Consider the following 21,980-nt stretch of genomic DNA (forward strand, 5'->3'; position numbering starts at 1 on the left):
ATGCGCTACCAGAGGGCGATGTCGTAAGTGATGTAGAGGCGGTTGCTGTCGCGTCCACGGGAGTAGTCGGAGCGATACACGTAGTTGCGCAGCTTCACCCCCAGCCCCTTGAACGAGCCCTGCTGGAGCACGTAGGCCAGTTCGCTGTCGCGCTCCCACTCATCGACGCGGGTATTGGACTTGCCGTCATTGCCGCTCAGGTAGCGCGAGCTGAAGGTCAGGCCGGGGACACCCAGGCTGGCGAAGTTGTAGCCATAGCCGAGCATCCAGGTCTTCTCGCCCTCCTCGATGAACTTGCCGATGCCGGCGTTACTGAAGGAGTAGACCGTGGCGCCGCTGATATAGGGCAAGCCGGCATCGCCGCTCAGGCGCTGATAGCCGCCGCCCAGGGAATGCCCGGCAATCGCGTAGGTCAGCTGGCCGCTGAACATGCGGTTGGCGATCTTGCCGTCGAACGCAGCGCCTGAATCGGCGCTGCGGAAGTAGCGCAGATCGCTGGTCAAGGTCCCCTGCCCCAGCGCCAGGTCATGTTGCAGGCCGACAAAATCCTGCCGATAGAAGTTTTCGAGCTCGCCATGGAAATAGCTCAGGCGCAGGGTCTTGCTCCATTTGTATTCGCCCCCGCCGTAGCGGAAGTCCCCGGACTGGCCGCCGCTGTAGCCGTCGGGCACCAGCCCCACGCTGTCGGTGGAATCCCGCAGTTTGAAGCGCTGCAGATAACCGCCGGTCAAGCTCAGGCCGTCGATATCGGTGCTGGTGAGCTGGGTGCCCTGATAGGTCTGCGGCAACAGACGGGCATCGTTGTAGACCAGCACCGGGGTCTTGGGCAGCAAGGTGCCGTACTTGAGGGTGGTCTTGGCCAGCCGCACCTTGGCCGTGGCGCCGGCACTGGCAAATTCGCTCGCGGCGCGACCGTCGTCGTGCACCGGCAGCAGCCCCGTGCCACTGCGGCCCTTGCCGGAATCGAGCCGAACCCCCAGCAGCCCCAGGGCATCGACCCCGAACCCCAGGGTGCCCGGGGTGAATCCGGACTGATAGTCCAGCAGGAAGCCTTGAGCCCACTCGGTGCGCTCGCTCTTGGCCGTGCGCGCGGCCTTGGCGCTGAGGCCGTGTTCGTCGCGGAAGTTCTCGTTGAAATAGACGTTGCGCAGTTGCAGCTTGAGGCTGCTGTCGTCGATGAAGTCAGCGGCCTGGAGCCCGGCCACGGGTGGCAGGCTCAAGCAGGAAAATACCGTTGCGCGAATCAGCAAATGGCTCATGTCGTACTTCTCGTTGTTGTTATTCAAGGCGCAGTTCGCCAAGCGCCCCGCCAGCAGGCGCGCCCGGCTACAAAAGAGGGTTTCGAGGCAATCAGACGAACAGGGTCAGGGCCCCGGTCAGCAAGGCCAGGGCGGTAATGACCAGGGAGGTCAGCACGGCCCACTTCACCGTGGCTTTCTGGAAGTCGCCGATGTCGCGGTCCACCATGCCCACCAGCAGCAAGGTCGAGGCCACCAGCGGGCTCATCAGGTGCACCGGCTGGCCGAGGATCGAGGCGCGGGCGATTTCCAGGGGAGAAATGCCATAGGCCGCCGCCGCGTTGGCCAGGATCGGCACCACGCCGAAGTAGTAGGCGTCGTTGGACAGGACGAAGGTCAACGGCATGCTGGTCAGCGCCACCACCAGCGGGAACAGGTGGCCCCAGGACGGCGGGATCCAGTCCACCAGGGTCTGAGCCAGGGCATCGACCATCTTGGTGCCGGAGAAAATGCCGGCGAAGATCCCAGCGGCGAATACCAGCAGCACCACAGTCATGGCGTTGCCTGAATGGGCAAGAATGCGCTCCTTCTGAATATCCAACTGCGGGTAGTTGATCATCAAGGCCAGGACAAAACCGATCAGGAACAGCACCGCCGAGTGCATCAGGCCCAGCACCAGCGCGGTCATCACCGCCATCACCAGCAGCAGGTTGACGTAGGCCAGCTTGGGCCGCTTGTGCGGGGTGTCTTCGAGAATCGCCTTGATGTAGCAGTCGCCACCGCCGCTTTGCAGCTGGGTATTGCCGATGCGCTTGCGTTCGGCCCGGCCCAGCAGGTAGGCGGTGAACACCACCCAGGCGGCGCCACCGATCATGGTCGGCAGCAGCGGCACGAAGTACTCGCCGGCATCCAGGCCCAGGGCGGCGATGGCGCGCGTGGCCGGCCCGCCCCAGGGGGTCATGCCGCTCATGATGCTCAAGGACAGCATGGAGATGGTGGCGAGGATCATCGGGTTCATGCCGATGCGCTTGTACAGCGGCAGCATGGCCGCGCAAGTGATCATGTAGGTGGTGGTGCCGTCACCGTCCAGGGCCACCACCAGCGACAGCAGCGCGGTGCCCATGGCGATCTTGGTCGGATCGCCATTGACCCGCTTGAGAATCTTGCGGATCAGCGGGTCGAACAGCCCCGAATCGATCATCAAGCCGAAGAACAGAATGGCGAACAGCAACAGCGCCGCCGACGGCGCGACCATTTTCAGGCCGTCGAGCATCATCTTGCCGGTGGTGCCGGCAAACCCGCCGAGCACCGCGAAGACGATGGGCACCAGCGTCAACGCCACGATGGGCGACAGGCGCTTGGTCATGATCAGGAAGGTGAAGACCACCACCATGGCGAGGCCGAGTAAAGCGAGCATAAGTCGATTCTCTTGTTTTTATGATGAGCGTGGCCGACGCGCGGGCGCACGGCCACCCGAGCACCGGACGCCCCGATCAAGGGCGCCCGGCACAGGTGTTGAGTCGGTACTTGGGGTGAAGCGGTGCGGCCTGGCGGGTCTAGCCGAGCTTGTTCGCCAGCGCGCTCGCCGGGGTGTCGGCAGCAGCGGCCTGGGCCGCAAGGGGCTGGCCATCGAGCGTGCGCAACAGCACCTGGCGGTCGCAGGCCTGCTCCGAAATGGCGATCACCACGGTTGCCACGGCGTTGCTGGCCAGGCTGGTCAAGGCCCGGGCCTCGGACATGAAGCGATCGATGCCGATCAGCAACGCCAGGCCGGCCAGGGGGATGTCATGAATCACCGTCAGGGTCGAGGCCAGGGCCACGAAACCGCTGCCGGTCACTCCGGCGGCGCCCTTGGACGACAGCAGCATGATCGCCAGCATGGTGACCACCTGCCCGGCGCTCAGGTCGATGTTGCACGCCTGGGCAATGAAGATCGCCGCCAGGGACAGGTAGATCGCCGTGCCATCGAGGTTGAACGAATAGCCGGTGGGCAGCACCAGCCCCACCACGCTCTTGCGGCAGCCCAGGGCCTGGAGTTTTTCCAGCATGCGCGGCATCACCGGCTCAGTCGACGAGGTGCCAAGCACCACCAGGAACTCTTCGCGCAGGTAGCGCAGCAGCTTCCACAGGCTGAAGCCGTTGGCCCGGCAAATGCCCCCCAGGACCACGCAGACAAAGAAGCCGCAGGCGACATACAGGGTCATGATCAGTTTGGCCAGGGCGCCCAGGGAGGTGATGCCGTACTGGCCCACGGTAAAGGCCAGGGCCCCGAAGGCGCCGACGGGGGCAAAACGCATCAGGTAGGAAAAAATCTTGAACACCATCTGCGAGGCCGACTCCAGCACCTCCAGCACCGGCTTGCCACGCTCGCCCAGGGACGACAGGGCAAACCCGCACAGCACCGCGATAAACAGCACCGGCAGGACCTCGCCCTTGTTGAAGGCGCCGATGAAGGTCTCGGGGATGATGTGCATGAAGAATTCCACCACCCCCAGCTTGGCCGCCGACTCGGTGTACTGGGACAGGCCCTGGGTGTTCAGCCGGGTGGGGTCGATGTTCATCCCCGCGCCGGGCTGGAACAGGTAGACCGCCGCCAGGCCGATGAACAGGCTGATCAGCGTCAGGCCCAGGAACAGCAGCATGGTCTTGCTCAGCAGCCGCCCCAGGGAACGCTTGTCGCTCATGCCGGCGATGCCGGTGACGATGGTGCAGAACACCACGGGAGCGATCATCATTTTGATCAGCTTGATGAAGGCGTCGCCCAGCGGCTTCAAGGCAATGGCTTGCTGGGCCCAGAAGTGCCCCACCAGTACCCCGAGGCACACCGCGCAGAGGATCTGGAAGTAGAGCGATTTAACAACTTTCATGGCATCACCCATTTTTAGAATTGTTCTGATGCAACCAGGATCGACAGCGCGTCGACTAACCGGCTAGACGTTGTGCAGCAGGCGCGTAGACATACCCGGAAAACAACCGGCGAGCGGTGCGGACCACCGAGGCGCGGATGGTCTCGGGGCTGGTTCCGCTGTAGGACAATACGACATCTATCGCCCCGCTGGGGTGTTCGATTCGAACCTGATGCAGACGCGGTTCACTGATCCCGCCGAGCATCTCGGCCACCACGCTGCCGGCGGTGACACAGGCGGTAGCCAGGCCGATGGAGCCGGTGATGGCCAGGGCCCGATGGCAGTTGTGGGGCATGAAATAGCGCACCGCCAGGGTGCCCCCCGCCCGGGCCGGGGACACCAGCACCGGCTTGGGAATCACCTTGTCGCTGACATCCCCCAGGCCCATGGCCAGGCCGGCCTTGAGCCGCAGGCTCTCCAGGCGCTGGAGAAAGTCCGTATCGGCGTCCAGTTCGGCGGGGCTTTCATCGCCGCGCTTGCCCAGGCAGGCCGCCTGCACCAGCACCATGGGCATGGCCATGTCGATGCAGGTCACGGCAATGCCGTCGATCAGGTCCTGAGGCTGGCCAGTGGGGAACAACTGGCCGGTCTTGCTCCCGGCGGCATCGAGAAAGGTCAGGGCCACCGGCGCCGCGCTGCCCGGCACGCCGTCAATCGTGGTGTCGCCTTCGTAGCTGACCTTGCCATCGGGGGTCTGGACCTGGGCATGGACCAGGGTGCCGGTGTTGAGGTTGCGGATCCGCACCTGCGTCTGAGCACCCGTGGCCTTGACCAGCCCCTGCTCGATGGCGAAAGGCCCGACAGCGCACAGCATGTTGCCGCAGTTGGGCGCGGTATCGACCCGCCGCTGGGACACCATGACCTGGACGAACAGGTAATCGACATCCGCCTCCGGGTGCAGCGACGGACTGACGATCGCCACCTTGCTGGTTTGCGGGCTGCCACCGCCGATGCCGTCGATTTCCAGCTCATGGCCGGAGCCCATCAGGTTGAGCAACAGCTCATCACGCTCGGACACGGCCACCGGCAGATCCCAGGCCAGAAAAAACGGCCCTTTGGAGGTGCCGCCGCGCATCAACACACAAGGAATTCGTTGCATGAACACTGACTCTTGTTGATCAATCGAGGTAATTGATGTTCTGGGCACAAGAGTGTCAGGGATTAAAATGTGTTTCCAATGCAAAGATCAGAGAGATTATTGCGTTTCGCGCATGAGTTAAATATCGTGTCCGCCAGCGCCCCACCCGCCTCCCGCCTTGAGTAGCCCCCATGGAATATGAGCTCCAGGACATAAGATCTTTCGTGAAAATCGCCGAACTGGGGAGTTTTCACGAAGCAGCCGACGCCTTGCACCTGTCCCAACCGGCCCTGAGCCGGCGCATGAAAAAGCTCGAAGAGGGGCTGGGCACCGCCCTCCTCGATCGCACCACGCGCAAGGTCAGCCTGACCAGCGTCGGTCGCGATTTTCTGCCCAAGGCCCGCCGCCTGCTGGACGACTTCGACGATTCGATCCTCAACATCCGTGAGCTGGCGGAACGGCAGATCGGTCAGGTGACCCTGGCCTGCATCCCCACGGCGGCGTTCTATTTCCTGCCGTCGGTGATCCGCCTGTACAACCAGCGCTACCCGAAAATCCGCATCCGTCTGCTCGACCTCAGCGCCAACGAGGGCCTTGAAGCGGTGCTGCGCGGCGAAGCGGACTTCGGCATCAACATGATGAGCGGCCAGCACCCGGACATCGAGTTCGTGCCACTGGTCAACGAACCCTTTGTCCTGGCCTGCCGGCGCGACCACGAACTGGCCGGACGCCCTTCGGTGACCTGGTCGGAACTGAGCGACTATCGCTTGATCGGCGTCGGCCGCCTGAGCGGCAACCGCATGCTGCTGGACCATGCCCTGTCCGGCTTGAGCTGGCGGCCCCAGTGGTTCTACGAGGTGCAGCACCTGTCCACGTCACTGGGCATGGTGGAAGCCGGGCTCGGGGTGTCGGCCATGCCCAGCCTGGCCATGCCGGCCGCCGATCACCCGACCCTGGTCAGCGTTCCGCTGACCGAGCCGGTGGTCAACCGCACCCTGGGCCTGGTGTACCGCCGCGGCGCATCGCTGTCGCCGGCGGCGGAAAAATTTGTGGCGATCCTGCTGGAGCAGTGGCCACATTGACCGGCACGCCCCGGCAACGCCCCCCATACTCCAACGTGCCTTGAAGGGCGCACCGCCAGTCTCAGGACATCCACGCCGTTTTTATTCGGGCGCAGACTGGCGACACCCGTGCGCTCATCGTCACCGGTGAGCCCTTGTCATCACCTGTGCCCCGTTTTCCCTGGAGTCCCCCCGATGCCCCATGAAGGCAACCTGCTACAAGCCGCCGTCGTGTTCCTCTGCGCCGCCGTGCTCATCGTGCCCCTGGCCAAGCGCCTGCAACTGGGGGCCGTGCTCGGCTACCTGCTGGCCGGGGTGCTGATCGGCCCGTCGGTGCTGGGGCTGGTGGGCAACCCGCAAAGCGTCAGTCACATCTCCGAGCTGGGGGTGGTGCTGTTGCTGTTCATCATCGGCCTGGAGCTGTCGCCCAAGCGCCTGTGGGTGATGCGCAAGGCGGTGTTCGGCGTCGGCCTGGCCCAGGTGCTGTTGACCGGCACGGTGATCGGCGTGGTGGCCCTGTTTCTGTTCGGCCAATCGCTGAACAGCGCCATCGTGCTGGGCCTGGGGCTGGCCCTGTCATCCACTGCCCTGGGCCTGCAGAGCCTGGCCGAGCGCAAGGAGCTGAACAGCCCCCACGGGCGCATGGCCTTCGCCATCCTGCTGTTCCAGGACATCGCCGCCATTCCGCTGATTGCCATGGTCCCGGTGCTGGCCGGCAACGATCACCACACCAGCAGCGCCGAGGACCTGCGCCACGGCCTGCAAGTGCTGGGCAGCATCGCCGTGGTGGTGGTGGGCGGACGTTACCTGCTGCGTCCGGTGTTTCGCATCGTGGCGCGCACCCGCTTGCCGGAAGTGTCCACCGCCACCGCCCTGCTGGTGGTGATCGGCACCGCCTGGCTGATGGATCTGGTGGGGGTGTCCATGGCCCTGGGCGCCTTCCTCGCCGGCCTGCTGCTGGCCGACTCCGAGTACCGCCACGAGCTGGAAGCGCAGATCGAACCCTTCAAGGGCCTGCTGCTGGGGCTGTTCTTCATCAGCGTCGGCATGGGCGCCAATATCGGCCTGCTGCTCAGCGCGCCCATCGCGGTGCTGGGCCTGACCCTGCTGTTGATCGGCCTCAAGCTGCCGCTGCTGTACGTGGTCGGGCGGCTGGCCGGCGAGCTCAATCGCGAGAGCGCGCTGCGCCTGGGCGTGGTGCTGGCGGCCGGCGGTGAATTCGCCTTCGTGGTGTTCAAGATCGGCCGCGACCAGGGCCTGTTCGAGGCCCGCCTGCACGACCTGCTGGTGCTCACCATCACCCTGTCCATGGCCCTCACGCCCCTGCTGTTGCTGGCCTGTTCGCGCTGGCTCAAGCCCAAGGCCAAGCCGCTGGAGATGCCCGCCGAATACCGTCAGATCGAAGCGGATAGCCCCCGGGTGGTGATCGCCGGCATGGGCCGCATGGGGCAGATCGTGGCGCGGATCCTGCGGGCACAGAAGATCCCCTTCGTGGCCCTGGACACCTCGGTGGACACCATCGAACTGATCCGCAGTTTTGGCGGCATGCCGGTGTTCTACGGCGACCCCATGCGCCCGGAAATCCTCAGTGCGGCCAAGGTCGGCACCGCGGAGTACTTCGTGATTGCCACCGACGACCCGGAAACCAACATCAAGACCGCCGAACAGGTGCGCAAGCTCTACCCGCACCTGAAGATCATCGCCCGGGCGCGCAACCGTCAGCACGTGCACCGGCTGGTGGACCTGGAGGCCCAGGCCGTGCGGGAAACCTACTACTCGAGCCTGGAAATGAGCCGTCGCACCCTGGTGGGCCTGGGGCTGAGCCAGGCCCAGGCCGACTCGCGGATCCAGCGTTTCACCCAGCACGACGAACAGCTGCTGGCGGCCCAGCACGCGGTCTACGACGACGCCGCCAAAGTGCTGCAGAGCGCCCAGGAAGCCCGCGCCGAACTGGCCCGGCTGTTCGAGGCCGACGAGCAGGAAGAACAGCTCGAAAGCCCGCTGCCGCCGATGCGCTGACGCAGCGCTCCCTTCGCTGGCAAGCCAGCTCCTACACCTGCGGCACGCACACTCCGTAGGAGCCGGCTTGCCGGCGAAGGCGGCCTCGAGGACGCCGGCAAATGCTCTGAAGGACGCAAGGACACACCATTCCCTCCAGCGACTACCGTCAGGTTCTGTCAGGAGGGGTTGTGTACAGTGAGCGCCGCCTCGCCTTTGAATGGATACGCCCCATGAGCTCCACCCAAGAGAACGCCCCGGCCCTCAAGGAAATCTTCAACCTGCAGCGCCTGGAGCACATCGCCGACGCCATGTTCGCGGTGTACCCGGCCTTCGAGCGCCAGCGCTTCCTGCAACTGGCCGGCCACAACCTCGCCGAGCTGTCGTTGATGCAGCGCCTGGCCCGGGTCAGCGACAGCCTGCATCAGGTGCTGGAGCTGGACTACCCCACCAGCCTGGCATTGCTGCGGGCCCTGGCGCCGCGCCTGAACAGCCGCTTCGTGTGCATCTTCCTGCCGCATTACGTGGCCAGCCATGGCCTGCATGACTTCGAGCTGTCGATGGCGGCATTGAAGTACTTCACCGGCTTCGGCTCCTCGGAATTCGCCGTGCGGCATTTCCTGCGCCAGGATTGCACCCGCACCCTGGCCCAGATGCAGGAATGGGCCGGCGACCCGGATGAACACGTGCGCCGCCTGGCCAGCGAGGGCAGTCGCCCGCGGCTGCCCTGGTCGTTTCGCCTGGAACAGCTGCAGGCCGACCCGCAGCTGGCGGCGCCGATTCTCGAACGCCTGAGGAGCGACCCCAGCCTGTACGTGCGCAAGTCGGTGGCCAACCACCTCAACGACATCACCAAGGACCATCCGCAGTGGGTCATGCAGTGCCTGGAAGGCTGGCCCCTGGATAATCCCCGCAGCGCCTGGATCGCCCGCCATGCCCTGCGCAGCCTGATCAAGCAGGGCGAGCGCCGGGCCCTGGCGATCATCGGCGCCGGGGCCCGGGCCGAAGTCGACGTCAGGCGCTTTCAGGTCACTCCCGGGCAGTTGCGCCTGGGCGAGCGCCTCAATCTGTCCCTGACCCTGGCTTCCACCAGCCCCCGCGACCAGCGCCTGGTGGTGGATTACGCCATCGACTACGTCAAGGCCTCCGGCGCCACGGCAAGCAAGGTGTTCAAGCTCAAGACCTTCACCCTGCCCGCCCTGGCCCAGGTGGACCTGGGCCGCAGCCAGCCGATCCGTGAGCTGACCACCCGGCGCCATTATCCGGGGCGCCATGGCGTGCAGTTGCGGGTCAACGGCGAACCCGTGGCCAGCGCGCATTTCGAGCTGTCGATCCCCTGAGGGTCTCCGCCGACTAGCGGCCCGGCAGCATGCGCTTGAGGGTGTTGTCGCCCACCCAGTAGTGGTGGAACAGCCCGGCCGCGGCGTGCAGGCCGATCAGCCAGTAGCCGGCGTTGCCCAGTTGCTCGTGCCAGTGCTTGAAGAAACGCGCCTGGTCCGGGTCCACGGGCACCGGCGCGGCCGGCAGGAAGAACTCGAAGTAAGGCACCGGCTTACCCGCCGCCGAGAGCATCAGCCAGGCCAGCAGCGGCGTGACGATCATCAGGCCATACAGGATCAGGTGCATCAGGTGCGACAGCCCGGTCTGCCAGGCCGCCGGCGCCGGGGAGATCGCCGGCCGTGGTTGCAGACGCGCCAGCAGGCGAATCCACACCAGGGCAAAGATGCTGATGCCGAACAGGCTGTGCAGTCCGAGAAACAGGCCCCGGGCCGTGCTGCCCCGGGGCATCAGGCCCTTGAGTTCGATACAGGCGTAGACGCCGACGAACAGCGCCAGCATCAGCCAGTGCATCAGGATCGACAGTCGCGCGTAACGCAGCGGTGCGGTTTCAGCAGTCATACACAGTCCTCACGGTGGTTCGGGACGCCCGAGTCGTTCAGGTCGTCGCAGGGCCCGTGCAACGCCTTTGGCTGCCCGGGTGCGCCACCTTGCCGGGCCAGCCTTAAGGCAACCTGAAGAGCGCAGAACTGTCTCTTTGCCATCTTCAGATTGGCTTAAGAAAGCCTGCCGATACTCCTCCCCAACACGCCCCGGGAGGCTCTATATCAATGCCTGGCTTCGACTGGAACATCCATCTGCCGCTGCGCTTCGGGCGCGACTGCGCCCCACCCCTGACCCTGGACCGCAGCCTGCCCGGGGACGGGCAGCGAGCACTTTTCGAAACCTACGTCAGCCAGCGCTTTCGCCAGGTTCACGGCGCCGATATCCGTCAATTCATGCCCGAGCTGTTCGGCCTCAGCGATCCCCAGGGCGCGCTGTGCGCCGTGGCCGGGGTGCGCCTGGCCAAGGCTGGCCCGCTGTTTCTGGAACGCTACCTGGACGAGCCCATCGAGGACCTGATCAACCTCGCCGCACAACGCCCGGTGCAAGGCCCGGTGGAACGCCAGGGCGTGGTGGAAGTGGGCAACCTGGCGGCCAGCGACACCGGCAGCGCGCGGCTGTCGATCATCGCCATCACCTGGCTGCTGGCCATGGGTGACCTGGAATGGGTGGCGTTCACCGGCAACGTCGGCCTGGTCAACAGTTTCCATCGCCTGGGCCTGCGCCCCCTGACCCTGTGCGCGGCCGACCCCGAGCGCCTGGGTGAAGACCGTCATCACTGGGGCAGCTATTACCAGAGCCAGCCAGCCGTGCATGTGGGCAGTATCCGGGCGGGGTTCATCCATTTGCGCAACATGGGGATGTTCAACCGCCTGGGCCTGCCGCTGTCGTTCGAGGAGAGCAGTCATGTCGCTTGAAGTGCAGCGTTTCAAGGAAGCGCTTCGCCAACACGCCGAACAAAAGACCGTGCATATCGCGCTGTGGGGCGACCGCCTGCGCCTGGACTACGCCACCCTCTACGCCGAGGTGATCTACCGCCAGCAACGCCTGCGCGATGAACAGGTGCAGGTCGTGGCGCTGGCCCTGGACAACGGCCCGGAACTGCTGCTGTGGGATCTGGCCGCGCTGTTCGAGGGCCTGGCCTGCCTGACCCTGCCACCGTTCTTCACCGACGCCCAGCGCCTGCATTGCCTGGAACACAGCCGCGCCGAACTGCTGGTGGCCGAAGACGGCCAGGACGCAGCGCTGCAAGCCGCCGGCTACCAGCGCCAGGGCGAGTTCTGGCGTCGGCACTTCGACGGGCCGTCGATCATGCCCCCGGGCACCGCGAAACTGACCTTCACCTCCGGCACCACCGGCACCCCCAAGGGCGTATGCCTGGGCGCCGACAGCCTGCTGCGGGTGGCCCGGGAGCTGGAGCAGGCCAGTCATTCCAGCAATCCGCGCCATCACCTGGCGCTGCTGCCGCTGGGGATTCTTCTGGAAAACCTGGGCTGCTACGCCGCGCTCTACGCCGGGGCCACCCTCAGTCTGCCCAGCCAGAAGACCCTGGGCATCCAGGGCGCCAGCGGCGTCGACGCGCCGACCCTGCTCGGCTGCCTGGCCCAGCGCCAGGCCGAGAGCCTGATCCTGGTGCCACAGTTGCTGCTGTTGCTGGTGGCCGCCGCCGAGCAGCGCCAGTTCAACCCCGCCCACCTGCGTTTCGCCGCGGTCGGCGGGGCCAAGGTGTCCCTGGAGCTGCTGCAACGGGCCCAACGCCTGGGCCTGCCGGTCTACGAAGGCTACGGGCTGTCGGAATGCGCCTCGGTGGTGTGCCTCAATCGTCCCGGGGCACATCGTCCGGGCAGCGTCGGCCAGCCCTTGCCCCATGTCCGGGTGCATCTGGCGGCCGATGGCGAGGTACTGATCGAGGGCTCGGTGCTGCTGGGCTACCTGGGGCAGACCGCGACGACCGATGGCTGGTGGCACAGCGGTGATATCGGCGAGTTCGACAGCGACGGCTACCTCTACCTCAAGGGCCGCAAGAAGCATCAGTTCGTCACCAGCTACGGGCGCAACGTCAACCCCGAATGGGTCGAGGCCGAACTGACCCAGCGCAGCCACATTGCCCAGGCCTTCGTCTACGGCGAGGCCCAGCCCCGCAACCACGCCCTGCTCTGGCCCCACCGCGCGGACTGCAGCGACAGCCAGCTGGCCGCCGCCGTGGCCCAGGCCAACGAGGCCTTGCCCGACTACGCCCAGGTCCATCACTGGACCCGCCTGCAACAGCCCTTCACCCCGGCCAACGGCCTGCTGACCGCCAACGGCCGGCCTCGTCGCGAGGCCATCGTCGAACACTATCGCGACCTGCTCTGCCCGACTGTTCACTCCGAGGAATCATCGTCATGAGTTTTTTTGACCAACTGCAAGCGGCCACCGCCCAGGAGCGGGAGCAACTGTTCAACCTGCCGATCATTCGTGAAGCCCTGGCGGGCCAGGTCAGCCTTGAGGGCTACCGGGCCTTCCTGGTCCAGGCCTACTACCACGTGCGCCACACCGTGCCGCTGATGATGGCTTGCGGCGCCCGCCTGCCCGAGCGCCTGGAATGGCTGCGCGGCGCGGTGTGCGAGTACATCGAGGACGAGTACGGCCACGAACAGTGGGTGCTCAACGACATCGTCGCCTGCGGCGGCCAGCGCCTGGCGGTGCGCGACGGTCAGCCCTGCCTGGCCATCGAACTGATGGTGAGCTTTCTCTACGACCTGATCGCCCGCGGCAACCCGGTGGGCCTGTTCGGCATGGTCAACGTGCTGGAAGGCACCAGCATCGCCCTGGCCACCCTGGCCGCCGGCAGCATTCGGGAGACGCTGCAACTGCCGCAGAGCGCGTTCAGCTACCTGGCGTCCCACGGCGCCCTGGACATCGAACACATGCAGACCTACCGGCGCCTGATGGATCGTCTCGACGATCCCGCCGACCAGGCCGCAGTGATCCATGCCTCGAAGGTGGTCTACCACCTGTACAGCGAGATGTTCCGTGGTCTGCCACGTGTCGGGGAGAGCGCCCATGCGTCTGTCTGAAACCCGCGCGGTGCTCACCGGCGCCAGTGGTGGCATCGGCCTGGCCATCACCGAGGCCCTGTGCGCCAGTGGTGCCCGGGTGCTGGCCGTGGCCCGGCACAAGGAGCCCCTGGCCCACCTGCTGGCGCGCTACCCCGACCAGCTGTGCTGGGTCTCGGCGGACCTGACCTTCCTCAGCGACCGGCGCAAGGTGCTGCTGGCCGCCGAGGCCATCGGCGGGGTCAACCTGTTGATCAACGCCGCCGGAATCAACCACTTCGCCATGCTCGAACAGCTCGACGATGCCGAGATCAACGCCATGCTGGCGGTCAACATCGGCGCGCCGATGTGCCTGACCCGCCTGCTGCTGCCCCTGCTGCAACAGGCTCCCAGCGCCATGGTGGTCAACGTCGGCTCCACCTACGGCTCCATCGGCTACCCCGGCTACGCCGCCTACTGCGCCAGCAAGTTCGCCCTGCGGGGTTTTTCCGAGGCCCTGCGCCGGGAGCTGGCGGACACCCGGGTCAACGTGCTCTATGTGGCGCCGCGCGCCACCCGCACCAGCATGAACAGCCCCGCGGCCCAGGCCTTGAACGATGCCTTGAAAAGCAACGTCGACGATCCGCAGACCGTGGCCAACGCGGTGCTGCACGCCATCGCCGGCGACCACCGCGAGTTGTACCTGGGCTGGCCGGAACGTTTCTTTGTCCGCCTCAACAGCCTGCTGCCGAATCTGGTGGATCGCGGCCTGCGCAAACACCTGCCGCTGATCCGGCGGCTGAGCATCCGTTCCGAACGGGAGCACGAGGAACCATGAAAACCCTGATCAGTGCTTTGTTGCTGGGCTGTCTGAGCCTGCCCGCCTGGGCCCTGGATGCCGCCGACCAGCAGCGTCTGAACGGTATCCAGCAAGGCTGGGCGCACATTCAGTACCAACTGCCGGCCGAGCAGCGGGCGGCGGCCTTTGAACAACTGGCCACGCAAACCCGGGCCTTTACCCAGGAGCGTCCCGCGCTGGCGGAGGCCTGGATCTGGTCGGGCATCGTCACCAGCAGTTGGGCCGGCGCCCAGGGCGGACTCGGCGCCCTGAGCAAGGCCAAGGCGGCCAAGGCCGACCTGGAACTGGCCCTGGGCCTGGACCCCAAGGCCCTGCAAGGTTCCGCCTACACCAGCCTCGCCGCGCTGTATGATCGCGTTCCCGGCTGGCCCATCGGTTTCGGCGACGCCGACAAGGCCGAGGAGTTGCTCCGGCAAGCCTTGCAGCAGAACCCCGAGGGCCTGGATAGTCTGTACTTCTGGGGTGACCACCTGTATCGCCAGGGCCGCTACGGCGAAGCCCGGGTCGCCTTGCTCAAGGCCCTGCAGGCGCCGCCGCGCCCAGGTCGGGAAGTGGCCGACCAGGGCCGGCGCGAAGAGATCCGGGCCTTGCTGGCCGAGGTGGGCAAGAAAATCAGATGACCGGAACAGGACAGGAGTCGATGTGCGCTTACTACTGATCGAGGACGACCAGCCCCTGGGCGAAGGTATCCACCAGGCCTTGACCCGCGAAGGCTACACCGTGGACTGGCTCAGGGACGGCAACAGCGCGCTGCATGCGCTGCTCAGCGAAACCTTCGACCTGGCCCTGCTCGATCTGGGCCTGCCGCGCCTGGACGGCCTGCAAGTGCTCAAGCGCCTGCGCGACAGCGGCTCGACCCTGCCGGTGCTGATTCTCACCGCCCGGGATGCCACCGAGGATCGCATCGCCGGCCTCGACGCCGGAGCCGACGACTACCTGATCAAGCCCTTCGACCTGGACGAACTCAAGGCCCGGCTGCGGGCCCTGCTGCGACGCAGCGCCGGCCGCGCCCGGGTGCTGATCGAGCATGCCGGCATCAGCCTCGATCCGGGCACCCAGCAGGTGCATTACCACGGCGAGCCGGTGGCCCTGACGCCCAAGGAATACCAGCTGCTCTACGAACTGCTCTCGCCGCCGGGCCGGGTGATGACCCGCGACCGCCTGCTGCAACTGCTCTACGGCTGGAATGAAGAGGCCGAGAGCAACACCCTGGAAGTGCACATCCACCACTTGCGCAAGAAGTTTTCCGCCGACCTGATCCGCACCATTCGCGGGGTGGGTTACCTGGTGGAGGAGCGTCGATGAATTCGATCCGCCAGCGCACCCTGACCCTGATCATCGGTCTGCTGTTCGCCGGCCTGCTGATTCTGACCAGCTTCAACCTGCACGACAGCAACCATGAGATCGACGAAGTCTACGACGCTCAGCTGGCGCAACATGCCCGGCTGCTTTTGGGGATCATGCGCATGCCCAGCAGCAGCATCGATCAGGCCCAGCTGTATCACGCCTTCAACCTGGCCCTGAGCCAGGCCATGCCCCAGGTCGACGGTCACCCTTACGAAAGCAAGATCGCCTTCCAGGTATGGAACCGCAAAGGCAACCTGCTGGTGCGCACCACCAGCGCCCCGGTCCTGGCGCTACAGCCGCTGGCGCCAGGGTTCGGCAATGAACAGGACGGCAACGACCATCAGTGGCGCACCTTCACCCTGGACGATCCGGATTCGGGCCTGCGGATCTGGGTCGGCGAGCGGGTCGATGTGCGCAGCGACCTGGTCAGCCGCATCATGCGCCACACCCTGTGGCCCAACGTCCTGGGCAGCCTGTTGCTGGCCGTGATCATCTGGCTGGCCATCGGCTGGGGCCTGCGCCCCCTGGCCAATATGGCCGCGACCCTGCGGGCGCGCCCCAGCGGTTCCCTGGAACCCTTGCACCTGGAACCCCTGCCCAGGGAGCTGGAACCCATGCAGGCCGCCCTCAACCGCATGCTGACGCAGATTCAGGAGCTGCTGGGGCGCGAGCGACGCTTCATTGCCGACGCCGCCCATGAGCTGCGCACGCCCCTGGCGGTGTTGCGGGTGCACGCGCAGAACCTGCTGCAAGCCGGCACCGAGCAGGAGCGCCGGGCCTCCCTGGAATCGCTGATCCTCGGCGTCGACCGCGCCGGGCGCCTGGTCAACCAGCTGCTGACCATGGCCCGCCTGGAACCCAAGGCGCAGGTGCCCAGCGAACAGCTCATCGACCTGGCCCACACCGTGCGCGACAGCCTGGTGCAGTTGACGCCATGGTTGCTGAACCAGGGCCTGGAACTGTCGTTCGACGTGGACGAACGCGCCTACCCGATCCGCGCGGAAGCGGCCTCCATCGATATCGCCCTGAACAACCTGATCAGCAACGCGGTGAACTTTTCGCCGGCCAATGGCGTGATCAACGTGCGCCTGGCCCAGGTCGGCGAGCACTTCGAACTCAGCGTCGAGGACCAGGGCCCGGGTATCGACGAAAGCCAGCGCGAGCGCTTGTTCGAGCGTTTCTACAGTCGCGGCAACGTCAACGGCGCCGGCCTTGGGCTGACCATCGTCAGCGTCATCGCCCGCCACCTGGGCGGCCGGATCAGCCTCGACAACCTGCCCCAGGGCGGCCTGCGCGCGACCTTGTCGATTCCCTGCCATCAACCGCTGCGGCTAGGCAGTGCCTGGACGGCGCGCCGCGAGCCATAGCCCATGGGCGGGCGCCAGGACTGAACGCTCAGTCCGGCGTGGCCTTCGCGGACAGCGCGATCAAGTGCTCGCTGCAGCCGAAGCCGCCTACCGCATCGTCGTACCAGGACACTTCCACCACCGCAATGCAGCCGTCATAGGACTGCCCCACCAGCGTGCCGTCGGCCTTGAACACTCGCAGGTAGCCGCCAACGCTGTACCGCGAGCTGTCGCCATCACCGGGCATGGTCATGATGGGAATCCAGGTGCGCCAGCTGAACAGGCGGTACTTCTGGTAGTAGAAGGCCTGATCGGGGGTGTAGTTGCGGCCCTGATACGGCGTGCCGTAGTAGAACCAGCCGTAGGCCTGGTACGCCAGGAACACCGCCAGTGCGGTGCCGAGCATGAGCTTGATCCTGTTCATCGGGGGGCGTTCCTTTTACCCGTAGAGACGTTACGCAACAGGCAGGCCCAGCAGGCGCAGGCAGGCCTGGACAATTGCCTCGGACAGCGCCCGGCCATCTTCTTCACCAGCGGCAATCACGTCGTCGGTGGCGCCGTGCACACCGGCGTAGATCAGCGAGGCAATCACGCCCGGCTGCGCCAGGGACCAGCAGCCGGCGCGCTGGCCGCCGTCGAGGATGCCCAGCAACTGGGTCAGGATCGCGCTCTTTTCCGGGTTGCCGCGGTCATGGTGATGGTGGTTGGGGTAGACGATGTCGTGCAGGCGGTAAGTGTCGAGGTAGGCCTGCACGCTGGTGCCGATCCAGCAGGAAACCTTGGCCACCCAGTCGTCTTCCGGGCAGGCAGCCACGGCCGTCTCCAGGCGCTGCAGGTAGTTCTGGGTATAGCGCTGCCCCAGGGCCACCAGCAGCTCGTTCTTGGATGGAAAGTAGTGGTAGAAGGTGCCCTTGGCCACGTCGGCGCGCTGGACGATCTCGCTGATGGTGGTGGCTTCCACGCCCTGGCTGAGAAACAGGCTCTCGGCGGCGGCCATCAGCTCTTCCAGGCGCACCTCGGCCGGCTTGGTGCGCGGCCGTGGCTGGGCGGCGCCAGGCGGGGAAACCGGGGAGGACTTCACGCTCATTGATGCATCCGGGCTGCTCGACAAAGGTCGACATTCTAGGGCAACGGCGACGGAAAAGAGAGTTGAGAATCGATATCATTTTCCATTGACCGACGGTCAGTCGAAATACTATGCTCGCCGCGAATGCCCATTCCAGCCCCTGCGGGAGACTCTTCATGGACCGCTATCGCCGCCCTGCCCTGGTAGCCGCCGCCTACCTCGGGACCTTCCTCGCGTCCCTTGACATCAGCATCGTCAACGTCGCCCTGCCGACCTTGCAGCACGCCCTGGCCACCGGCCTGGGCGGCCTGCAATGGGTGATCAATGCCTACGCCATCTGCCTTTCGGCGTGCATGCTGTCGGCCGGGCCGCTGGGCGACCGCTTCGGCCACAAGCGCTGCTGGCTGATCGGCGTGCTGCTGTTCTGCCTCGGCTCGTTGCTCTGTGCCCTGGCCCAGGAACTCGCGCTGCTGCTGGCCGGGCGCGCGGTGCAGGGGCTGGCCGGGGCCCTGCTGATTCCTGGGGCGATGCCGATCCTCAGCCACGCCTTTCCCGAACCACGGCAACGGGCCCACGTGATCGGCGGCTGGTCGGCGTTCAGCGCCCTGGCACTGATCCTCGGCCCGTTGCTGGGTGGCCTGCTGCTGGAACACCTGGGCTGGCAGAGCATTTTCCTGATCAACCTGCCCATCGGCCTGCTAGCCCTGCTGCTCGGCGGCTGGGGCATCAGCGAGCGCAAGCATCCCCAGCACGCTGCGCTCGATCCGCTGGGCCAGGTCCTTAGCATGCTCTGCCTCGGGGCCCTGACCTACGGGCTGATCGTCGCCGGCGAGAGCGGCTTCGCCAGCCGCGCAGCCCTCGCTTCCTGGCTGCTGGCGAGCCTGGCCCTGCTGGGCCTGATCCTGGTGGAGCGTCGAGTGCAGCGGCCGCTGGTGCCGCTCGTGCTGTTGCGCCAGCGGCCCTTCGCGGTGGCCAACCTGGCTTCGTTCATCCTCGGGTTTTCCTGCTACAGCAGCCTGTTTTTCTTCTCGATCTTCCTTCAGCAGATCCAGGGCTGGTCTGCCGCCGACAGCGGCCTGCGCATGCTCCCGCAGTTCGCGGTCACCGGCGTGGTATCGATGCTTTTCGGTCGCCTGCACCGGCGCATCCCCCTGCCCTGGCTGATGATCGGCGGCTATGGCCTGGTGGGCCTGGCCATGAGCGCCATGGCCGGCTTCGACGCTCATACGCCCTATTGGCTGGTGGGTTCGCTGTTCGCGCTGCTGGGGCTGGGCATGGGCCTGGCGGTGCCGGCCACCGGGCTGGTGGTCATGGCCTGCGCACCGGCGGAGCGCGCCGGGATCGCCTCGGCCAGCATGAACGCCCTGCGCCAGACCGGCATGAGCGTCGGCATCGCCCTGCTCGGTAGCCTGATGAGCGCCCGGGCGGTGCAGGTGCTCAGCGAGTCCGGCGCCGCGGCCGGGTTCCACGGCGCCGCCGAACTGGCCCGGCAAGCGGTGACCGAGCACCGCCTGCCGCTGCACGCCCCGCTGTTCGGCGAACTCTATGGCGCCGCCATGACCAGCGGTTTCCGCCTGGCCATGGCCCTGGCCGGCTGCGCCAGCCTGTTGGCCATGGGGCTGTTGCTGCTGACCCGCCAGCACGCGGCCCGCGCCCCGGTCGTCGAAGCCTGCCAGTAGCGCCGGCGGCGGGGCCGCTCGTTGACAAGCGCCGTGGCGCCGCCGACCATCTGCCGCCGCCCGCACCGGCCGGGGTCCCTATCGAGGAGTGACAAGGGTGAACAGGATGAGCGCATGGCTGTTGTCGCTGACCGCTGTCTGCAGCGCGGCCCAGGCCACGAGCGCGGTCGACGCGGCCCGCCAGTCGCTGAAGAACTACGGCCTGGCCCACTGCCTGGCCGAGCGTTTCACCGAGCCCTCGGCCATGCGCCAGGACGTCGGCCACGCGCTCGGCATGTACGGCGTGCTGGGCGCAGGCCGGTACGACGTGCAGCAGAACGAAGACACCCTGGAAATCCTGCACAACCCCTACACCGCCACCACCGACTACGTGGCACAAGCCTATGAGCAGGCCTCGGGGAGCAGCAAATACAGCCGCGACAAGGTGGTGCTGCATGCTTGCCTTGAGGTCTACAACTCCCGGGCCTTCGATGAGTTCATCCAGACCCAGGACCGCTACATCCGGCCTGACGGCTAAGGCAGCGAGCGAGCCTGGTGCATGTCGCAAAGACGTTGTTCGAGGTCGAATCCAGCCTGTCGCCCCGGCGCCAGCTGTCCATACTCAAGGGCCCATTCCCCGGTAATGGAAGACCCCCGTGAACCTGCCATCGGTCCTGTCTGAGAACACCCCGCTCCTGGTCAACCCGCTGCGTCTGGAGCAGGACGACTTGCGGCACTTTCAAGAGCGCGGCTTCATCAAGCTGCGCCAACTGCTGACCCCGACAGCCATCGAGCACCTGGGTGAACTGGTCGACAGCCAACTGCGCCCCTGCCGCACCAGCGCCCCCGCCCATGGCGACGGCTTCAGTCGCCTGACCCACCAGCTGGGGCAGATCGGCATCCTCGAACGCCTCTACCGGCAACCGGCCTTCACCCAGGTGCTGACCCGCCTCACGGGCTGCCGGCTGATCGTCAGCGAGGCCCAGAGCTTCGAGCTGCAGACCGGTCGCTCGGGCTTTGCCTGGCACTACGACTCGCTGAACTTTCGCTACATCCGCCCCCAGGACCCGGCCTTCAGCCTGTGGCTGCCGTTGCAGCCGATCCGCCCCGAGCAGCAGGGTGGCGGCATGGCCTGGGTGCCGCTGTCGCGGTGCTCGGCCCAGGCGAACTTCCAGTTCTCGCGCCTGCTGGCCGAAAAGCTGGCCCGGGGCGAGGCGATCGAGGATTTTTCCGCACACCTGCGCCAGACCTACTGCACCCCGGGACTGCTCACCGACAGTTTCGAACAGCAGCGCATCGAAGACAGCTTCGATCCCGGCGACGCCCTGCTGTTCAGCAAATACCTCTGGCACCGCTCCAGCCCCCTGCTGCCCGGCGACCTGCAACGGCGCCAGGCGGTGAGCCTGCGCCTGCTGGACTGGCGCGCGCGCCTCGACCCGCTGCTGCAGGAAGGCGAAACCCGCAGCGCCGGCGGCCTTGGCATGGGTCGTGAAGGCGGCCCGCTGAACCCGGTGTCCTATGGCTCGCGTTTCGTCGATATCCAGCCCGGGGCGCCGATCCGCAGCTCGGCCCATTGCGGGCCGATTCTCTGAGCCTGGCTAGGACTGGGGCCCCAGCAACACCTGCTGTTGGGCCGCGCACAACTCCATCAGGTAGTCCCAGACCACCCGCAGCCGCACCGACTTGTGCAGCTCGCGGCGAGTGCTGATCCAGTAGGCACGCTGGATGCTCTCGGCCGGCAACAGCGGCACCAGCTGCGGGTCGGCGGCGGCCATGTAGCACGGCAGCACGGCGATCCCCAGGCCGGAACGGGCCGCCTCTTGCTGGGCGATGACGCTGGTGCTGTGGAACACCACTTGCGGGTTGCGGCAGAACTGGTTGAGGAACATCAGCTCCTGGCTGAACAGCAGGTCGTCGACGTAGCCGATCCAGGCGTGGCGCCCCAGGTCTTCGCGGCTGCGCAGCGGCGGCGCGCGGTCCAGGTAGCTCGGGCTGGCGTACAGCGCCAGGCGGTAGTCGGTGAGCTTGCGGGTCACCAGCATGTCGGCGCTGGGGCGTTCCAGGTGAATGCTGATCTCCGCCTCGCGGTTGAGAATGCTGACAAAGCGCGGCACCGCCACCAGTTCCACCTCCAGCCCCGGATAGCGCTCGAACAGCGCGGACATGCGCCCGGCGAGAAACTTCACCCCCAGGCCTTCGGTGACCCCCACGCGGATCTTGCCCAGGGGCGCGCTGGACTGGGTGATTTCTTCCTGCACCAGCAAGGCGACGTTTTCCATGGCCTCGGCGTGCTTGAGCAGCGCCTCGCCGGCCGGGGTCAGTTCATAGCCCTGGGCGTGCTGGACGAACAGCGCGGTGCCCAGGGCCTTCTCCACCGCCTCGATATGCCGGGCCACCGTGGCGTGGGTGGTGTTCAGCCGCCGCGCCGCGGTGAGCAGGCGCCCGCTGCGTTGCAGTTCGAGAAAGTAGCGCAGGTCGTTCCAGTCGAACATGGAAAATCCTTATCGATGTCGAGGTTGGCGGCT

21 protein-coding genes are annotated in these 21,980 nt (G+C 66.4%); 13 read left to right on the forward strand and 8 right to left on the reverse strand.

All coding sequences use genetic code 11. The features are described from left to right. Positions 1-5: 5 nt before the first annotated feature. The 4 genes from L1O02_RS18325 to L1O02_RS18340 form a co-directional block, all read right to left on the reverse strand. Positions 6-1,259, reverse strand: a complete 1,254-nt coding sequence (locus L1O02_RS18325; RefSeq protein ID WP_060845107.1) for an OprD family porin — start codon at positions 1,257-1,259, stop codon at positions 6-8. Positions 1,260-1,350: 91 nt separating this feature from the next. Continuing rightward, positions 1,351-2,655 (reverse strand): citrate:proton symporter, encoded by a 1,305-nt coding sequence (locus L1O02_RS18330; protein WP_041117598.1) that lies wholly within the window; start codon positions 2,653-2,655, stop codon positions 1,351-1,353. Positions 2,656-2,794: 139 nt separating this feature from the next. Next, a complete protein-coding gene (gene dctA, locus L1O02_RS18335; RefSeq protein ID WP_108543060.1) occupies positions 2,795-4,117 on the reverse strand; it encodes a C4-dicarboxylate transporter DctA in 1,323 nt (440 codons plus the stop codon). Between the two features lie 43 nt (positions 4,118-4,160). Then, positions 4,161-5,243: a 4-oxalomesaconate tautomerase gene (locus L1O02_RS18340; protein ID WP_060838817.1), complete on the reverse strand. Its 1,083-nt coding sequence runs from the start codon at positions 5,241-5,243 to the stop codon at positions 4,161-4,163. 170 nt (positions 5,244-5,413) lie between these two features. Between L1O02_RS18340 and L1O02_RS18345 the strand changes: the two genes are divergently transcribed. The 3 genes from L1O02_RS18345 to L1O02_RS18355 all read left to right on the forward strand — a co-directional run bounded on the left by L1O02_RS18345 (position 5,414) and on the right by L1O02_RS18355 (position 9,621). Beyond that, the gene (locus tag L1O02_RS18345) at positions 5,414-6,304 is read left to right on the forward strand and encodes a LysR family transcriptional regulator (RefSeq protein WP_108543058.1); all 891 of its coding nucleotides are present in this window, start codon (positions 5,414-5,416) and stop codon (positions 6,302-6,304) included. A 174-nt stretch (positions 6,305-6,478) separates the two neighbouring features. Further along, entirely contained in the window at positions 6,479-8,302 is a 1,824-nt protein-coding gene (locus L1O02_RS18350) for a monovalent cation:proton antiporter-2 (CPA2) family protein (protein WP_060843289.1), read from the forward strand. A gap of 212 nt (positions 8,303-8,514) precedes the next feature. After that, complete coding sequence (locus L1O02_RS18355; RefSeq protein ID WP_108543054.1) at positions 8,515-9,621, forward strand: DNA alkylation repair protein; 1,107 nt, start codon at positions 8,515-8,517, stop codon at positions 9,619-9,621. 13 nt (positions 9,622-9,634) lie between these two features. Here the strand turns inward: L1O02_RS18355 and L1O02_RS18360 are convergent, their stop codons facing one another. Beyond that, complete coding sequence (locus tag L1O02_RS18360; protein ID WP_060843287.1) at positions 9,635-10,180, reverse strand: cytochrome b; 546 nt, start codon at positions 10,178-10,180, stop codon at positions 9,635-9,637. 209 nt (positions 10,181-10,389) lie between these two features. On the opposite strand from L1O02_RS18360, the gene L1O02_RS18365 reads away from it, so the two are divergent. Genes L1O02_RS18365 through L1O02_RS18395 form a run of 7 tightly spaced genes read left to right on the forward strand, consistent with a single transcriptional unit; the run spans position 10,390 to position 16,752 of the window. Further along, on the forward strand, positions 10,390-11,079 hold the full coding sequence (locus L1O02_RS18365; protein ID WP_108543052.1) for a thermostable hemolysin: 690 nt from the start codon (positions 10,390-10,392) through the stop codon (positions 11,077-11,079). Continuing rightward, the gene (locus L1O02_RS18370; protein ID WP_060843285.1) at positions 11,069-12,550 is read left to right on the forward strand and encodes an AMP-binding protein; all 1,482 of its coding nucleotides are present in this window, start codon (positions 11,069-11,071) and stop codon (positions 12,548-12,550) included. Before L1O02_RS18365 ends, L1O02_RS18370 begins: the two co-directional genes overlap by 11 nt. Beyond that, complete coding sequence (locus tag L1O02_RS18375) at positions 12,547-13,221, forward strand: iron-containing redox enzyme family protein (protein ID WP_108543050.1); 675 nt, start codon at positions 12,547-12,549, stop codon at positions 13,219-13,221. The genes L1O02_RS18370 and L1O02_RS18375 overlap by 4 nt, the downstream gene beginning before the upstream one ends. Beyond that, positions 13,208-14,017 carry an SDR family oxidoreductase gene (locus tag L1O02_RS18380; protein WP_108543048.1) on the forward strand — a complete coding sequence of 270 codons (810 nt, stop codon included), beginning with the start codon at positions 13,208-13,210 and terminating at the stop codon, positions 14,015-14,017. The genes L1O02_RS18375 and L1O02_RS18380 overlap by 14 nt, the downstream gene beginning before the upstream one ends. Next, positions 14,014-14,658, forward strand: a complete 645-nt coding sequence (locus L1O02_RS18385; protein WP_060838809.1) for a tetratricopeptide repeat protein — start codon at positions 14,014-14,016, stop codon at positions 14,656-14,658. The genes L1O02_RS18380 and L1O02_RS18385 overlap by 4 nt, the downstream gene beginning before the upstream one ends. A 22-nt stretch (positions 14,659-14,680) precedes the next feature. After that, a complete protein-coding gene (locus L1O02_RS18390; protein ID WP_060838808.1) occupies positions 14,681-15,343 on the forward strand; it encodes a response regulator in 663 nt (220 codons plus the stop codon). Further along, positions 15,340-16,752 carry an ATP-binding protein gene (locus L1O02_RS18395; protein WP_129405574.1) on the forward strand — a complete coding sequence of 471 codons (1,413 nt, stop codon included), beginning with the start codon at positions 15,340-15,342 and terminating at the stop codon, positions 16,750-16,752. Before L1O02_RS18390 ends, L1O02_RS18395 begins: the two co-directional genes overlap by 4 nt. A gap of 28 nt (positions 16,753-16,780) precedes the next feature. Here the strand turns inward: L1O02_RS18395 and L1O02_RS18400 are convergent, their stop codons facing one another. Then, on the reverse strand, positions 16,781-17,155 hold the full coding sequence (locus tag L1O02_RS18400) for a hypothetical protein (protein WP_108543044.1): 375 nt from the start codon (positions 17,153-17,155) through the stop codon (positions 16,781-16,783). Between the two features lie 30 nt (positions 17,156-17,185). Next, a complete protein-coding gene (locus L1O02_RS18405; protein WP_060843280.1) occupies positions 17,186-17,818 on the reverse strand; it encodes a TetR/AcrR family transcriptional regulator in 633 nt (210 codons plus the stop codon). 155 nt (positions 17,819-17,973) lie between these two features. Here L1O02_RS18405 and L1O02_RS18410 point away from each other — a divergent pair, with 155 nt between their 5' ends. The 3 genes from L1O02_RS18410 to L1O02_RS18420 all read left to right on the forward strand — a co-directional run bounded on the left by L1O02_RS18410 (position 17,974) and on the right by L1O02_RS18420 (position 21,047). Beyond that, positions 17,974-19,476 carry an MFS transporter gene (locus L1O02_RS18410; RefSeq protein WP_235758445.1) on the forward strand — a complete coding sequence of 501 codons (1,503 nt, stop codon included), beginning with the start codon at positions 17,974-17,976 and terminating at the stop codon, positions 19,474-19,476. A 106-nt stretch (positions 19,477-19,582) separates the two neighbouring features. Beyond that, positions 19,583-19,993 carry a hypothetical protein gene (locus tag L1O02_RS18415; protein WP_232513234.1) on the forward strand — a complete coding sequence of 137 codons (411 nt, stop codon included), beginning with the start codon at positions 19,583-19,585 and terminating at the stop codon, positions 19,991-19,993. Positions 19,994-20,111: 118 nt separating this feature from the next. Next, entirely contained in the window at positions 20,112-21,047 is a 936-nt protein-coding gene (locus L1O02_RS18420) for a phytanoyl-CoA dioxygenase family protein (RefSeq protein ID WP_060838804.1), read from the forward strand. Positions 21,048-21,053: 6 nt separating this feature from the next. Here L1O02_RS18420 and L1O02_RS18425 read toward each other — a convergent pair whose 3' ends face one another. Continuing rightward, entirely contained in the window at positions 21,054-21,947 is an 894-nt protein-coding gene (locus tag L1O02_RS18425; RefSeq protein ID WP_060838803.1) for a LysR family transcriptional regulator, read from the reverse strand. Between the last annotated feature and the right edge of the window lie 33 nt (positions 21,948-21,980).

It is taken from the genome of Pseudomonas sp. BC42, assembly GCF_021560055.1.
Taxonomy (GTDB): Bacteria; Pseudomonadota; Gammaproteobacteria; order Pseudomonadales; family Pseudomonadaceae; genus Aquipseudomonas.

Bases quoted from the DNA above. Each gene is read 5' to 3' on its own strand.
- L1O02_RS18325 (WP_060845107.1), bottom strand. From the start codon at position 1,259: ATGAGCCATTTGCTGATTCGCGCAACGGTATTTTCCTGCTTGAGCCTG.
- L1O02_RS18330 (WP_041117598.1), bottom strand. From the start codon at position 2,655: ATGCTCGCTTTACTCGGCCTCGCCATGGTGGTGGTCTTCACCTTCCTG.
- dctA (WP_108543060.1), bottom strand. From the start codon at position 4,117: ATGGGTGATGCCATGAAAGTTGTTAAATCGCTCTACTTCCAGATCCTC.
- L1O02_RS18340 (WP_060838817.1), bottom strand. From the start codon at position 5,243: ATGCAACGAATTCCTTGTGTGTTGATGCGCGGCGGCACCTCCAAAGGG.
- L1O02_RS18345 (WP_108543058.1), top strand. From the start codon at position 5,414: ATGGAATATGAGCTCCAGGACATAAGATCTTTCGTGAAAATCGCCGAA.
- L1O02_RS18350 (WP_060843289.1), top strand. From the start codon at position 6,479: ATGCCCCATGAAGGCAACCTGCTACAAGCCGCCGTCGTGTTCCTCTGC.
- L1O02_RS18355 (WP_108543054.1), top strand. From the start codon at position 8,515: ATGAGCTCCACCCAAGAGAACGCCCCGGCCCTCAAGGAAATCTTCAAC.
- L1O02_RS18360 (WP_060843287.1), bottom strand. From the start codon at position 10,180: ATGACTGCTGAAACCGCACCGCTGCGTTACGCGCGACTGTCGATCCTG.
- L1O02_RS18365 (WP_108543052.1), top strand. From the start codon at position 10,390: ATGCCTGGCTTCGACTGGAACATCCATCTGCCGCTGCGCTTCGGGCGC.
- L1O02_RS18370 (WP_060843285.1), top strand. From the start codon at position 11,069: ATGTCGCTTGAAGTGCAGCGTTTCAAGGAAGCGCTTCGCCAACACGCC.
- L1O02_RS18375 (WP_108543050.1), top strand. From the start codon at position 12,547: ATGAGTTTTTTTGACCAACTGCAAGCGGCCACCGCCCAGGAGCGGGAG.
- L1O02_RS18380 (WP_108543048.1), top strand. From the start codon at position 13,208: ATGCGTCTGTCTGAAACCCGCGCGGTGCTCACCGGCGCCAGTGGTGGC.
- L1O02_RS18385 (WP_060838809.1), top strand. From the start codon at position 14,014: ATGAAAACCCTGATCAGTGCTTTGTTGCTGGGCTGTCTGAGCCTGCCC.
- L1O02_RS18395 (WP_129405574.1), top strand. From the start codon at position 15,340: ATGAATTCGATCCGCCAGCGCACCCTGACCCTGATCATCGGTCTGCTG.
- L1O02_RS18400 (WP_108543044.1), bottom strand. From the start codon at position 17,155: ATGAACAGGATCAAGCTCATGCTCGGCACCGCACTGGCGGTGTTCCTG.
- L1O02_RS18405 (WP_060843280.1), bottom strand. From the start codon at position 17,818: ATGAGCGTGAAGTCCTCCCCGGTTTCCCCGCCTGGCGCCGCCCAGCCA.
- L1O02_RS18410 (WP_235758445.1), top strand. From the start codon at position 17,974: ATGGACCGCTATCGCCGCCCTGCCCTGGTAGCCGCCGCCTACCTCGGG.
- L1O02_RS18415 (WP_232513234.1), top strand. From the start codon at position 19,583: ATGAGCGCATGGCTGTTGTCGCTGACCGCTGTCTGCAGCGCGGCCCAG.
- L1O02_RS18425 (WP_060838803.1), bottom strand. From the start codon at position 21,947: ATGTTCGACTGGAACGACCTGCGCTACTTTCTCGAACTGCAACGCAGC.